The 13,486-nt window shown below is 41.6% G+C and carries 13 protein-coding genes and 1 pseudogene; 9 read left to right on the forward strand and 5 right to left on the reverse strand.

The window, feature by feature from the left end:
• Positions 1 to 155: 155 nt before the first annotated feature.
• Genes tauA through tauD form a run of 4 tightly spaced genes read left to right on the forward strand, consistent with a single transcriptional unit; the run spans position 156 to position 3,748 of the window.
• Positions 156 to 1,196 carry a taurine ABC transporter substrate-binding protein gene (gene tauA / locus A9Z07_RS15465; protein WP_171258991.1) on the forward strand — a complete coding sequence of 347 codons (1,041 nt, stop codon included), beginning with the start codon at positions 156 to 158 and terminating at the stop codon, positions 1,194 to 1,196.
• A gap of 9 nt (positions 1,197 to 1,205) precedes the next feature.
• Positions 1,206 to 1,997: a taurine ABC transporter ATP-binding protein gene (locus A9Z07_RS15470; RefSeq protein WP_069579760.1), complete on the forward strand. Its 792-nt coding sequence runs from the start codon at positions 1,206 to 1,208 to the stop codon at positions 1,995 to 1,997.
• On the forward strand, positions 1,994 to 2,872 hold the full coding sequence (gene tauC, locus A9Z07_RS15475) for a taurine ABC transporter permease TauC (protein ID WP_069579761.1): 879 nt from the start codon (positions 1,994 to 1,996) through the stop codon (positions 2,870 to 2,872). Before A9Z07_RS15470 ends, tauC begins: the two co-directional genes overlap by 4 nt.
• Positions 2,873 to 2,902: 30 nt before the next feature.
• On the forward strand, positions 2,903 to 3,748 hold the full coding sequence (gene tauD / locus A9Z07_RS15480) for a taurine dioxygenase (protein ID WP_069579762.1): 846 nt from the start codon (positions 2,903 to 2,905) through the stop codon (positions 3,746 to 3,748).
• A gap of 321 nt (positions 3,749 to 4,069) precedes the next feature.
• Here the strand turns inward: tauD and A9Z07_RS15490 are convergent.
• A pseudogene (locus tag A9Z07_RS15490) lies at positions 4,070 to 5,166 on the reverse strand (AraC family transcriptional regulator).
• Positions 5,167 to 5,230: 64 nt separating this feature from the next.
• Here A9Z07_RS15490 and A9Z07_RS15495 point away from each other — a divergent pair.
• From A9Z07_RS15495 to A9Z07_RS15505, 3 genes are all read left to right on the forward strand, one after another.
• A complete protein-coding gene (locus A9Z07_RS15495) occupies positions 5,231 to 6,979 on the forward strand; it encodes a neutral/alkaline non-lysosomal ceramidase N-terminal domain-containing protein (RefSeq protein ID WP_069579765.1) in 1,749 nt (582 codons plus the stop codon).
• Complete coding sequence (locus A9Z07_RS15500; RefSeq protein ID WP_069579766.1) at positions 6,976 to 8,262, forward strand: D-arabinono-1,4-lactone oxidase; 1,287 nt, start codon at positions 6,976 to 6,978, stop codon at positions 8,260 to 8,262. Before A9Z07_RS15495 ends, A9Z07_RS15500 begins: the two co-directional genes overlap by 4 nt.
• Positions 8,263 to 8,416: 154 nt before the next feature.
• Positions 8,417 to 9,580, forward strand: a complete 1,164-nt coding sequence (locus A9Z07_RS15505) for an alanine racemase (RefSeq protein ID WP_069579767.1) — start codon at positions 8,417 to 8,419, stop codon at positions 9,578 to 9,580.
• 52 nt (positions 9,581 to 9,632) lie between these two features.
• Here the strand turns inward: A9Z07_RS15505 and A9Z07_RS15510 are convergent, their stop codons facing one another.
• The 3 genes from A9Z07_RS15510 to A9Z07_RS15520 form a co-directional block, all read right to left on the reverse strand.
• Positions 9,633 to 9,998: a hypothetical protein gene (locus A9Z07_RS15510; protein WP_069579768.1), complete on the reverse strand. Its 366-nt coding sequence runs from the start codon at positions 9,996 to 9,998 to the stop codon at positions 9,633 to 9,635.
• 137 nt (positions 9,999 to 10,135) lie between these two features.
• Positions 10,136 to 11,377: an OmpP1/FadL family transporter gene (locus A9Z07_RS15515; protein ID WP_069579769.1), complete on the reverse strand. Its 1,242-nt coding sequence runs from the start codon at positions 11,375 to 11,377 to the stop codon at positions 10,136 to 10,138.
• Between the two features lie 261 nt (positions 11,378 to 11,638).
• Positions 11,639 to 12,079 (reverse strand): universal stress protein, encoded by a 441-nt coding sequence (locus tag A9Z07_RS15520; RefSeq protein WP_004771257.1) that lies wholly within the window; start codon positions 12,077 to 12,079, stop codon positions 11,639 to 11,641.
• 246 nt (positions 12,080 to 12,325) lie between these two features.
• On the opposite strand from A9Z07_RS15520, the gene A9Z07_RS15525 reads away from it, so the two are divergent.
• Positions 12,326 to 12,616 (forward strand): hypothetical protein, encoded by a 291-nt coding sequence (locus tag A9Z07_RS15525; protein WP_047432261.1) that lies wholly within the window; start codon positions 12,326 to 12,328, stop codon positions 12,614 to 12,616.
• Positions 12,617 to 12,723: 107 nt separating this feature from the next.
• Complete coding sequence (locus A9Z07_RS15530; RefSeq protein WP_047432263.1) at positions 12,724 to 13,215, forward strand: DUF2505 domain-containing protein; 492 nt, start codon at positions 12,724 to 12,726, stop codon at positions 13,213 to 13,215.
• A gap of 44 nt (positions 13,216 to 13,259) precedes the next feature.
• Here the strand turns inward: A9Z07_RS15530 and A9Z07_RS15535 are convergent, their stop codons facing one another.
• Positions 13,260 to 13,463 (reverse strand): hypothetical protein, encoded by a 204-nt coding sequence (locus A9Z07_RS15535; protein WP_005256693.1) that lies wholly within the window; start codon positions 13,461 to 13,463, stop codon positions 13,260 to 13,262.
• Between the last annotated feature and the right edge of the window lie 23 nt (positions 13,464 to 13,486).

Consider the following 13,486-nt stretch of genomic DNA (forward strand, 5'->3'; position numbering starts at 1 on the left):
TGAGAAAATAAAATGAAATAGCATTAAAAAATATGAGTAGACGATAAAAACAGCAAAAATTGTTTAAAGCTTATTCTTATCTTTAAAAAGAATAAGTAACTCACTTTTTCTTATTTTTAATCATATAGCCTCGCGCATACCATAAGCAGATATTGTTGAAAGATCATCTAATTATGGGCATCAAGAACACCAAGCCGTTAATCGTTACAGCGATCGTCCTTGTGGCGATTGTTGCTTTTATTGTCTATCAAAATCAAAAAGATGCCGCACCTGCTCAGTCTAGAAATAACAAAGCAGTAGTGATCGCCTATCAGACTGGTATTGATCCAACCAAAGTCGCACAAGCCAACGGTGACTATGAGCGAGAGAGTGGACAGGCGATTCAATGGCGTAAGTTTGATGCGGGTTCAGATGTGGTCAATGCATTGGCATCGGGCGATGTCGTGATAGGCAATATTGGCTCAAGTCCATTGGCGGCTGCAGCCAGCCGTGATTTACCGATTGAAGTGTTTTTGGTGACAGCAAAATTAGGTGGTTCTGAGGCATTGGTGGTCAGCAACAAATCAGGCATTAAAACGCCGCAGGATTTGATTGGAAAAACCATCGCTGTGCCATTCGTTTCAACCACACATTACAGCTTATTGTCCGCTTTAAAGCATTGGAATATTACAGACAATCAGGTCAAGATCATCAATTTGCGTCCACCTGAAATTACAGCAGCATGGGAACGTGGTGATATCGATGCGACTTATGTATGGGAACCTGCTTTAAGCAAAGTCAAAGCCAGCGGCCATGTTTTAACTGACTCAAAACAGGTCGGTGAATGGGGCGCGCCAACTTATGATCTTTGGGTCGTGCGTAAAGACTTCGCCGAGAAAAATCCTGAGTTCTTGAAAGCATTCGTGAAGACCAGTTTGCAACAGATCGAAGCCTATAACCAAGATCCAAAAGCATTTGAGCAGAATGCCGATCATATCCAGAAAATTGCTCAATTGACGGGTTCTGATGCCAAAGACATTCCATTGTTACTTTCTGGAAATATTTATCTGGATGGTCAACAGCAACAAGCGACCTTAGCAGGTGAATTCGCCAAGAATATTTTTGATACAGCGACTTTCTTAAAAAGTCAGGGCAAGGTCGATCAGGTGAAGCCTGATTATCAGGGCAATGTCACGACTCAATTCTTACAGCCATAGGAGATCGAAATGAGCGTATTAGCTGCTGAGCATCTTCATTTAACTTTTCCAAAGCAGGCGGTACCTGTGCTTCAAGATATTAATCTGAAGATTGAAGAAGGCACTTTGACTGTGATTTTGGGCGAGTCTGGCTGTGGTAAAACCACTTTGTTAAATATTTTGGCAGGTTTCCAAGCACCGAGTTCAGGCCAGATTAAACTGGATCATGAAGTCGTGACTGCGCCTGATGCGCGCCGTGCGGTAGTCTTTCAGGATCATGCATTATTGCCATGGTTAAATGTCTCGGAAAATATTGGTTTTGCTTTACAGCTTAAGGGCTTAAAAGCGCAAGAGATTCAACAACAAGTCGATGCAATCTTGAAAATTGTGGGTTTAAGCCATGTTGCTCAAGCCAATATCTGGGAATTGTCAGGTGGCATGAAACAACGTGTCGGTATTGCACGTGCTTTGATTAGCCATGCAGCTTTTATTCTATTGGATGAGCCTTTTGCAGCTTTAGATGCTTTTACTCGTGAAACCATGCAACAGCTGGTTCTAGATCTGTGGATTGAGCAAAATAAATCGTTCTTCCTGATCACGCATGACATTGAAGAAGCTTTGTTGTTGAGTAATCAACTGGTGTTGATGACAGCTCGACCGGGCAAGATTGTGGAAACGTTAAAGCTGGATTTTGCAGATCGTTATAAGCAGGGCGAATCGATTCGAGCAATTAAATCCGATCCGCAATTTATTCAATTACGTGAACAACTGTTTGAACGTTTACGTGTGCAGAAACAGGCAGGGCATGAGGTGGCTGTATGACGGGTCAAGCTAAAAATACAGCCTATGAAGTGACCAAGCCAGTTGCACTTCAAGCATCGGATAAACAATCGGCTTCAGTTTTGAATGCATTAGGTGGATTTATTGCTCGCCATCGTAGCTTGGTATTGAGTTTATCGAGCGTATTGAGTGTCTTGGTGATTTGGTACCTGATCACTGCATTAAAAATTGTTCCAAGTTTATTTCTGCCGAGTCCACAATCGGTATGGCAAAAGTTCCTTGAAGTCAGCCAGCAAGGTTTTATGAAAGCGACCTTATGGCAGCACTTGGCAGCGAGTATTTCGCGCGTCTTGCTGGCACTTGTTGCAGCGATTGCGATTGGCGTGCCTTTAGGTTTGTGGATGGGGCTGAATAAATGGGTTCGTGCAGTGCTTGATCCTTTGGTTGAGTTGTTGCGTCCGATTCCACCGTTAGCGTATTTGCCATTATTGGTGATCTGGTTCGGGATTGGTGAAACCACTAAAGTGCTTTTGATTTTCTTCTCCATTCTTGCACCAGTAATTATCAGTAGTACGCATGGGGTGCTGAGTCATCAGCTCAATCGTGAGCGTGCAGCCTTATCATTAGGGGCGAGCCAGTCACAAGTATTTTGGCATGTGATTTTACCGACTGCGTTACCGCATATTTTAACGGGGATTCGTATTGGTTTAGGTGTTGGTTGGTCAACATTGGTGGCTTCAGAATTAGTCGCGGCAGATCGTGGTATTGGTTTTATGGTGCAGTCGGCGGCGCAGTTCCTGATTACGGATACCGTCGTGCTGGGCATTATTGTGATTGCGATTGTCGCAGTCAGTTTTGAATTATTCTTGCGTTGGTTACAGAAGCAATTATCTCCTTGGTATGGTCAACAGCTGTAAGTGCAAATGGTAAAGATGAGAGAGTTAGAGATGACGTTAAATATTGAAATGATTAAACCAACAATCGGTGCAATTATTCACGATGTTGATTTAAACACGGCTGATGAACATACCACCCAACAAATTCAACAAGCATTGCTTGATCATCATGTCATTTTCTTTCGCAATCAGCAGCTAGCGCCACACGCGCAAGCTGAACTGGCACGTAGCTTTGGTTCTTTGCATATTCATCCGATCTATCCATCTGTAGAAAATGTACCTGAAATCATTGTACTGGACAGCTGGAAACAGGATTTACGTGACAATGAGCTTTGGCATACCGATGTGACCTTTAGCCAGAAGCCGCCATTGGGCTGTGTATTGCAAGCGATTAAAATCCCACCTGTAGGTGGCGATACGTTATGGTCGAGTGGGGCGGCTGCATTTGTTGCGCTAGATCAAGATTTACAGAAGAAGTTAAAAGGCTTAACCGCAACGCATGATATCCGCCAGTCTTTCCCGATTGAGCGTTTTGCGCATAATGATGTTGAGCGTCAAAAGCTGGAAGAAACCTTTAAGCGCAATCCGCCTGTTGTTCATCCTGTGGTGAGAACGCATCCAGTTACAGGTCAGCCCATTTTGTTCGTGAGCGAAGGATTTACCACGCGCATTAATGAGCTGGATGAGACGGAAAGCGCTGAGTTGTTGCAGTATCTATTTGCACATGCTACCAATGAGCAGTTCCATTTGCGTTGGCAATGGCAAGCGGGTGATGTGGCGATTTGGGATAATCGTTGTACGCAGCATAAGGCTTTATTTGATTATGGGGATGCGCATCGAATTATGCATCGTGCCACGATTAATGGTGATGTGCCGTTTTATCAAGCAGCAAGTTAATATTTAGTTTTGATAATTTGATAAAAAGCTTGGGTAAAATCCTGAGCTTTTTTTATTTTTGGGGTTGAGGTTATTTCCAGTATTTGATACTCGGTAATCTCATCCACAACCTGCGTGGTTTTTATAAGGTTTAGTTTCTGCGAAAGATTTAAAAAGATTACAAGAAGTGGACAGGTTTTGTGGATGAGGATGCTTTTGGTTACTTTGGGCGAAACCAAAGTAACTCCAGCTGAAGGCTTATCCTTAAATTAGATGAGAGCACGGCACGACTCCGTTAAAGTCTATCCTTCAATAAATTAACTCAATATTTTTAAACGGACTTTAGTGGCTGATTTCACAGGTCTGCTTATAAACCGAAGGGGCTTGTCCTGTCCAACGTTTAAAGGCACGTCGGAATTCACGTAACTCACTAAAACCCAATTGCATGCTGATCTCACTCATTGACAGGTTCTGTTCAATAAGTTGCTTTGCTTTACGTTCCAGTACATTTTGCCGAATTTGTTGAAAACTCAGACCTTCCAATAATAATTGCCGTCTTAGATGGCGTTCACTAATGCGTAAATGTTCAGCGGCTTGCTGCATCTCGAAACGTTCAGGTAATTGCTGTTCAATCAAATGATCGAGTAAATGCACATAACCCACCTGATTGAGCTGATCAATTTCTTTTAGGGCCTGCTCACAGATTTGGATGGCAGTTGCATAGTTGGCTGGGCTGTAATTCTTTAAGCCACGTTGCAACATGCTGGTATTAAAGCGGATGATATTTTTAGGACTGTTAAATTGAATCGGGCAGCCAAAGATATTTTTATATTGTTCTTGGTATTGGTTGGGGAAATAGCTGAGTTCAAGACTAATCACATCATCATGATCGCCCAGCATCGCGTTTAAACAGGTGATGATGCTGCTAAATAATTCATCATGGAAAAAAGCTTTCAGATCATCACAAGGATGAGACTCAATCACTTCCAGCTCACAGACATCCGCTTGGAGGCTAAAGTTGAGATTGAGCACGCTGCCAGAAATACGATGGTAACGCAGCGCAATGTCTAAAGCATCAGCCACGGTCTTGCACGATTGCATGGCAAAACCCAAAATCCCCATTGAAATCAAACCCTCACTACTGCCAAGTTTTAAGCCGAGGTCGGGTTGTTGATAGGCTGCAATGGCTTGACGCACAACCTCACAAAGTTGTGGGAAACGAACAACACCTTGGGTTTGCTGAATTTGAGTGATATCCAGACCAGAGCATTGAAACCAGGTTGCATATTCCCACTGCTGTTGTTCTGCATAGTGGATCAGGCTGGCTAAAATCGTGGGTGGAATAAACTGTTGCTGGTCATTTTTATAGATGCTGTGTTTAGGCATAAGTCCGTTTTGCCCCCCAAGAAAAGTTCCTTTAACCCTGTTGGGTATCGCATAATTTTGATTAACTTTCAACAGGCTTAAGACAGCTAGAAAAAGAATTTTAAAAGGAAAGCACCAATGTATCAGGTGGGTTGTGATAAAAAGGAAATTAAAATAACGCCGAAAGGTTATGCCATGTTTGGTTATGGGCAATGGTCTCATCGTGCTTATGAGCAACGTACAGCTTTATATGCCCGAAGTGTGAGTATTGTTGATCAATACCATAATCGATTGCTGATCTGTTGTCTGGATTTGGGCTGTATTACCCATGCCATGCGTAGCCAAACAGTCGCGCAATTAACTGAACGATTAGGCTCAACATTTGATGAGAATCAATTGGTGTTAACGGCAACGCATACCCATTCAGGGCCATGCGGTTGTGCGCATGAAGCTTTGTATAATATGCCGACACCGGGTTTTGTACCTGAACATTTAAATGCCATTGTTAAAGCGATTGTACTGAGCATTGAACATGCGATTGCGGTAGAACAAGATACTGAAATTTTTACCAGCACAGAGCATTTTCCCGAACAGATACCTGTCGCATGGAATCGTTCAATCAAAGCGTATAATCGAAATCCCGAGGTGAGACTACATTCCGAAGCTGAAACGCATTTGGCTTTAAATCGAGAAATGCAACTGATTGGTTTTTATCGTGAACAGAAATTACAGTCCTTTATTTCTTTCTTTGGCGTACATGCCACCTGTTTGGGAAACACCTTAAAAGCGTATGATGGTGATAATAAAGGTTATGCAGCTGCATTTTCAGAGCAGGCTTTAGTTGAGCAAGGTATTCAAAATCCTGTGGCAATTTTTGCCCAAGCCACAGCAGGAGATGTATCGCCGCATTTTCATGGTAAAGACCAGCTTAAGATTCGTCATCAGATTAAAGGTGAGCAGGAGTGCCAATACGCACAACAAAATGGACGTTATCAAAGTGAATTGGCTTTGACAGCTTTACAGCAGGATATTTCTAAAAATCTGGAAAAAGTTGTAGGCAAGATTGATGCCGTTTTGTCCTATGTCGATCTGAGTAATATTGAAATCCCTGTAGATCTAGCAAATGGGCAGCATAATGCAAAAACCAGTCAGCCTTGTCATGGCTCGGCATTTTTTGCAGGCACACCTGTCGATGGTTTAGGGGCGCCAAAACCGTTGATTAAAGGCATGCAATTTTTGGCAAATCAACTGCGTAAACACAGACTTAAAAATCCTGATTCAGCAGATTTTATTGCTGATCAGCAGTTGTATGCTTCACAAGGACCAAAGCAGATTGTATTAGAAGCAGGGGCTAAAAAGATTTTAGGCCAGCCGATTGGTTTTCCACCCAGTATTCTTGATCCATTGATTGCCGAGATGAATCGACAAGTCAAAGCGGGTGCGATTCAAGACAGTCCTTTAGTGCCGAGCGTTGTTCCCTTACAAATTGTGCGATTAGGGTCTTTGGCACTGATATGTTGTCCGGGAGAATTTACTACGATTGCAGGGCAACGTGTTATCGCTACAGTGAAACAGACGGTTGCTGCACAGACTTCAATTGAAAAAGTTTGGTTCGCTTCATACTGCAATGATTATATGGGTTATGTCACCACCTATGAAGAATATCAAGAACAGGCCTATGAGGGTGGACATACCTTATTCGGGCAATGGACCTTGGCCGCTTGTCAAAGCAAATTCAAAGATTTAGCAGAACAATTATTATTAGAAAAACATAAACGTCATTACGATGAAATGACACGGCCACAACCCATTCCAAAACAAGAACTCGCAAAACGCAGTAATCATGGCAATTTAAAAACTGCCGTCAGCCAAGGAGAGGCCGTATGAGCGATCTAAAACAAGAGATTTGGTCAAATTGGTCTGGCTTTCAAAAAGCCAAGCCGCAACAGATTCTTCGACCTGCCCATATTCAAGAACTACAGACTATCGTGCGAGAACATCAAAAAATACGGGTAGTGGGTGCAGGACATTCTTTTACGCCGTTGGTCTGTACCGATGCCACCTTATTGTCTCTGGATCATATTGCAGGAATTGCATCGACTGATATTGATCGATGTCAAAGCAGTATTTATGCAGGCACACGATTGTATGATTTAGATCAACATTTAAAACAGCAGCAAATTGACCAAGCTCTCATGAATCAGGGGGATATTGATCAGCAAAGTCTGGCAGGTGCTGTTTCCACAGGTACACATGGCACAGGGGCAGATTTGCATTGTATTTCAGCCTATGTTGAAGCTTTCGAGCTACTTACAGCTTCAGGTGAAATCCTAAAATGTAGTCGTACTGAACATCCTGAAATTTTTGCAGCTGGACGGGTTTCTTTGGGGAGTTTGGGCATTTTGACTCAGATCACCATGCAAAATCGTCCGCGTTATAAATTAAAAGAACATATTGAACTTTGTCCTGTAGAGGACATGATGCAGCATATTCAGCAATGGAAGCATCAGCATCGGCATATTGAGTGTTTTGTATTTTCCTATGAAAAGCAGTTGATGCTGAAAACTCTGGATGAGACGGATGAAGAGATTTTGCCACGCAAGGAGAATTTCCCTTCTGATGATACCTTGCTGACTTTATGTTCTGAGCTAACCAAAAACTTTCCTTCATTAAATCCGTATTTACAGAAGCTGTTAGGAATCTTTGTTAAACCGACGACCTATGTGGATTGGTCGAGCACAATCTTCCCAACGCCTCGTAATACCAAGTTCAATGAAATGGAATATCAGATTCCTGTTGATCGTGGAATTGAATGTTTGGATGAAGTGTTGCATGCCTTAAGGGCCAATAAGGTTGCGACCTTTTTTCCGCTCGAATTTCGCTTTGTGAAGGGAGATGATATTTGGCTCAGTCCTTTTTATCAGCAGGATTCCATTTCGATTTCGGTGCATCAATACCATAAACAAGATCCGCGTTTGATTTTTGATGTGGTCGAACCGATCTTGCAAAAATATCAGGGACGTCCGCATTGGGGTAAAATGCATACCATGACCAAGACACAGCTTCGTGTTCTATATCCAAAGTGGAATGATTTTATGGCTTTGCGTCAGCAGCTTGACCCAGAAGCTAAGTTTTTAAATCCCTATCTGGAAAAGTTGTTTTTAGGTTAAAAAGAATTTTTTATGCGTTGAAAGTGTTTAACGGAGTCATATCGAGTTCTCATCCAATTAAGGGTTAAGCTTGCAACTGGACTGACTTTGGTTCCGCCCTGAGAAGCGTATCAAATTGTATGTAAATTTTCTTGGATTGAAAAAAGGTATCGCCATGTTGGATCATTATTTTAAGCAACTCAATCTCGACTTAAAAAAACAGGGGATTGCTACACCGCAACTGATCATCGATGAGGCGGCTTTAAAACAAAATATCCAGCATGTTCAAATTCGTCTGGCTCATGCCAAACACCTAAAAGCACGCTTGGTGGTAAAGTCTTTAGCCAGTCTAGATTTACTCGAGGTGTTATCTGAACAGATCAATACACAACGCTTTATGGTGTTCCATCAACCGCATATTATTTCAATTTTAGAAAATTTTGCTGAGGCCGATATTCTGTTAGGCAAACCGATGCCTGCCCAAGCGGTTCGTCAATTTTTTGAACAGCATGCAGAATGGTCAAATGCCAACATTCAGTGGCTGGTTGATACCAAACAACGTTTGCAGCAATATCTTGAGATTGCTCAGCTCTATTCTCTATGTTTGCATGTGAATATTGAGATTGATGTTGGTTTGCATCGTGGTGGGGTGCAATCGACAGCGCAATTGATTGAAATATTAAAGTTGATTCAACAATATCCGCAGTATTTAAAGCTCTCTGGGTTGATGGGTTATGATGCGCATGTCAGTAAAATTCCTGCCATCATTAAAAAACCTGAACTGGCTTATCAAAGTTCGCAACAGACCTATGCCACTTACCAAAAATTGATTCAAAATCATTTTCCGATGCTCTGGAATGATGAGCTTTGTTTTAATGGCGGCGGCAGTCCGACCTTTAGCTTTCATACGACTGAAAGTGTCTGCAATGATTTGTCTTTTGGTTCAATGTTGCTCAAACCGAGTGATTTTGATAGTGATTTTTTACAGGCCTTACAACCTGCATTATGGATTGCAGCACCTGTGTTGAAAGTCCTGCCATTTACCAAGCTTCCTTCGATGTCTTTACTGGATAAATTGCCACATAAATGCAAAGCGCTGTTTATTTATGGTGGTTATTGGTTGGCTGATTATGTCTATCCTGCCCAAGCGCATACGCATGCGTTGTATGGGCGAAGCAGTAATCAGGAATTAGTCAATGTGCCGAAGAATTGTGATATTCAGGTCGATGATTTTGTATTTTTAAGACCGACGCAGAGCGAAGCAATTATTTCCCAGTTTTCCGAGTTAAAACTGTATAGCAAACATGCTTTTGAGACATGGCAAACTTTTAGTGAGTAATCTAGCTTTGTGCGGCGATATTCGACCAAAAGTTTGCTAGAGCGTGAGCGTCTTAAAATAAATCTGTTAAATGACAGCTTTTGGCTTCAGTCAGATTTTCAATAGAATCCACCAGTAAAACATTGGTGCCGTTCTCACTTTTATAAGCGGCAATGACTTCTGCATAAATCGGTTGTTTAAGTTTTTTGGCTTTTGACAGGAAATTGGAGATGACTTTTTCATTTTTCCAATCAGCATCTTTTAGAATGTATTCATTTGCTGCAATATCACATCGCGTCAAAATAGCTTTTTTATCTTTTATGCTTAGGGTGCCAATAAAAATATCCATACTTTCTTTGGGATCAGTCGAATTGGCAAAAGCCGCTACAGGCAGGAATAGGCTCAATATAAACATAAAGCTAAGTGATGTCTTTTTCATTGGTTTTTCCTAGAGATCAAATAGGTTATAAGAATAATGCTGCTGAGATTCTAATCTAATCCGTGTATTTGATACTAGGAGATAGCCAAGTAGGAACAAGACTTAAAGCACTGTTCCTACTCGGAGGAATCTACTGTCTAAAAGCGATAACCAATTTTCAAACCATAACCGATCGCACTGTTATCTTTAAAGTCGGCTTGTTCAGCAATCGGTTTAATCCCTGGTACGGGAATGTAATAGGTACCATCTTCGGCAACGACATCACCGAGCCAGAAGTACTTAATTCCACCTGCAATAAAGTAGTTGGGTGCTGGATTAAACTGAACGCCTACACCCAAGCCCCATGAACCTTGCGTTGGATTCAAAGTGGATGCTGGATCACCTGTCCCAGAGTCCCAACTCACTTCCGTAGATGCACTCCATTTTTCGCTAAACTGATGTCCAATACCGACATTAGCCATCCACTGATCTTTTTGATAACTGTCCAAATCAAAACCACCTGTGTATGTACCTTCACTGATTAAGCCTGTCAGATATTCTGTCACTGCGCCAAACTGGGTAGGACGAATATGGAAATCCTTCCAGTTGACCCAGCGGACATTGGCATAGGCGAGCGTGTCTTTATACACACCTGTTTGAAAATCAAGACTCACCGATTGTGGCGTACTGATTTTGGTTTTACTTGGTGTTGTCACTTCTAAAGGCTGACCAAACATGGTTTCGGTAACTTGCATGTCGTGGTCGATCTTGGAGCGATAGGTGACTGCGGCTTTTAAGGCAATATCGGGGATTTGATAACTCAGACCCGCCAGCCAGCCGACAGCATGATCCTGTTTAAACTTGGCATCATAACCATTAAAGGCTTCGCTATAAGAATTACCCCGCAGTGCCACATCGCCTTTGACAGATTGATAAACAGCACCACCATACAGTTGAAAATTGCTAAATGGGCTAACCCCAAAAATCATGCTGATGCTTTCGGTGTCGACATTGACTGAGGTGCCTTGCTGGGTAAATTCATTATCCGAAAAGGTATTATTGGACTGCATCGGATAAGTAATGTCTGCGCCAAAAGGCTGGTCGTAGAGCAGGCCAAAGCTGATTCGGTCGGTGAGTTGTAGCTTGAGCGCGGCGGCATAATATTGAAAGCTATTGCCCATATTGCCTGAGTTCAGATTTTGTGGATCATTGACCAGTTCTGGGCGATTACGGATTTTCCCTGAAATATCTGGATCTACCGCGGTCGCACTCACTTCAACATAATTGCCATTTTCCAGAAAAGCTAAAATGGATTGGCCTGACTGATCCAGAGCAGCAGCATGATTCACTGTACTGGCAAAGAGGGCACACAGGCCGATTAAAATTGGATTGTGTTTCATATTGATCATCCTTGGAAAACCGTGTCTTATTTTTAGCGCTGATTTTTTTATTAACGGTCATTTTTTCTATTCGCAGTAAATTGATTTCACTCAATATTTAAAATAGAAAATCAATGTCCATGCCGGTAGTGAAGCATCTTTTCAAAGCATCGAATAGGGTTGTAAATGTTCGGGATGGGGGGATTAACGGTCAAAAGGTTTTGATCCAGACAAGAAAAAACCTTGTGACAGGGCACAAGGTTTTTTTGGGAATTTTACAGCTTATTGTTTGATGATCAGCACTGGAATATGCGATTCAGTCAAAACGGCACGGGCTACGCTCCCTAGCAATAGGCGTTTCACGCCAGTACGTCCATGTGAACCCATCACAATCAGGTCTGCACCGACTTCATCGGCAACGAAAAGAATGCCTTCACTGGCTGAGCCATGATGAATTTTGGTATTAACCTCAATGCCATCACGGACAAAAGATTGGGAAATATCCTGTAGTTGAGTTTTGGCATGCGCTTCGGCTTGCATAAAATAATCGGTAACCGCAGGTGCAAATTGATAAAAATCAACACCAACAAAAGGATCAACCACAACCACGCTGAGGATGGTCACCTTTGCTCCTGATAATTTTGCTAAAGAAAGTGCATGCTCAACCGCTGCATAGGAAATTGGAGAATCGTCAACAGGTACTAATATATTTTGATATGACATCTTATATTACTCCTTTATGGTTATAAAAAATGAAAGCATAAGATGTTGATAACATATTGAGTCTAGGTGAGCAAATCAGCATCGTTTGAAAAGTGATGATAAAACTGAAAATAATCTAGAAAAACAGGGGATTCCCCCGCAAAATAGAGCGATAACAAAATCACTGTATTTTTGTAATTCAGCTTAAGATGAACTTGAGATTCAACGAGAAAATTTGAGCGTTATTTAAATGAATAAGGAAGTGTTGTGTTACTCAATCTAGATGCCTTTAAGCAACAAAAATTTGACCAGATGGCAGCCAAAATCATGGCTGATCCAGACATGTATCTGGATTTTGATTCGGTTTCAGATTTTTATAAAGCGGCATGGTTAGATGAGTTTCCGCAAGGCACGATATGGTCAGCCACTGGACTGGATGATGGTGCTGAACAATTTTATGCGGTGATTGAATATGGAGATCACTATCTGTATATCAGCCGAACAGAACGCGTTACGGTCAAATTAGGCATGCGTCATCATTACAATAAAAATAACTAATCCGAGCAGTCATCCATTTTTGCCTGATCAGATTTTGAGATGTAAATGAGAATGCTATACTTTTGCACAATGATGAAATCCTAATAAAACGAAATGGAAATTTAAAAATGGCACATCAATTTACGGTGAATGAAACAATTCATGGTGTTTCAATTGAGGACTTTTCACGACTGGTGGCGGATACTTCATTACATGAAGCAGTGTGCAAACGTATTCCTGGGGAAAATCTGGAAATTATTGAATCTGCGGTCAATGGTGATATTTATACCTTACGCCGTGAATACAATCTGGATGTGAATATTCCAGAGGTGGCAAAAAAATTATTAAAAAATGCATTCCGCTTAAAACGTTCTGACATCACACATTTGAAAAACTTAACCTCTACGGTTGAATTGGGTGCAAACCTGCCTTTGGAAGCGAAAGGTGAGCGTAGCGTGACAGGCGATAGCGAAAAAGTGAATATCTCTTTAACGTGGACGGTTAAAGTGAAAGTGCCATTGATTGGCGGTATGTTAGAGAAGCATGCTGAAGGTGAAATCCGTAAATTCAGCAATCTTGAAATCGAAATTGTTGCAGATGAATTAAAGAAACATCTCTAATTTTCAATGCATAGAAAACTCTCCATTTGGGGAGTTTTTTGTTTTTAGAAACGTAAGAAATAGGGAAGGATTGAAAGAATTATTCCAATAATGCTGATCATCGCCGTGCTATCAATAAAATAGGTGAACAGCATCAAGACCAAGCCACAGACCAACGGCACTGTCATTTTCTGTTTTTTCCCATATAGAAAATAGCCTAAGCCAATCGAGCTAAAGATGACACTTAGAAACAGTTGAGTCGCATTCATTGAGGGTTGCCGTCGTTATTTTT

It is taken from the genome of Acinetobacter sp. YK3, assembly GCF_001729365.1.
Lineage (GTDB): Bacteria > Pseudomonadota > Gammaproteobacteria > Pseudomonadales > Moraxellaceae > Acinetobacter > Acinetobacter vivianii.

Bases quoted from the DNA above. Each gene is read 5' to 3' on its own strand.
- A9Z07_RS15495 (WP_069579765.1), top strand. From the start codon at position 5,231: ATGTATCAGGTGGGTTGTGATAAAAAGGAAATTAAAATAACGCCGAAA.
- A9Z07_RS15530 (WP_047432263.1), top strand. From the start codon at position 12,724: ATGGCACATCAATTTACGGTGAATGAAACAATTCATGGTGTTTCAATT.
- A9Z07_RS15470 (WP_069579760.1), top strand. From the start codon at position 1,206: ATGAGCGTATTAGCTGCTGAGCATCTTCATTTAACTTTTCCAAAGCAG.
- A9Z07_RS15510 (WP_069579768.1), bottom strand. From the start codon at position 9,998: ATGAAAAAGACATCACTTAGCTTTATGTTTATATTGAGCCTATTCCTG.
- A9Z07_RS15535 (WP_005256693.1), bottom strand. From the start codon at position 13,463: ATGAATGCGACTCAACTGTTTCTAAGTGTCATCTTTAGCTCGATTGGC.
- A9Z07_RS15505 (WP_069579767.1), top strand. From the start codon at position 8,417: ATGTTGGATCATTATTTTAAGCAACTCAATCTCGACTTAAAAAAACAG.
- A9Z07_RS15515 (WP_069579769.1), bottom strand. From the start codon at position 11,377: ATGAAACACAATCCAATTTTAATCGGCCTGTGTGCCCTCTTTGCCAGT.
- A9Z07_RS15520 (WP_004771257.1), bottom strand. From the start codon at position 12,079: ATGTCATATCAAAATATATTAGTACCTGTTGACGATTCTCCAATTTCC.
- tauD (WP_069579762.1), top strand. From the start codon at position 2,903: ATGACGTTAAATATTGAAATGATTAAACCAACAATCGGTGCAATTATT.
- tauC (WP_069579761.1), top strand. From the start codon at position 1,994: ATGACGGGTCAAGCTAAAAATACAGCCTATGAAGTGACCAAGCCAGTT.
- A9Z07_RS15500 (WP_069579766.1), top strand. From the start codon at position 6,976: ATGAGCGATCTAAAACAAGAGATTTGGTCAAATTGGTCTGGCTTTCAA.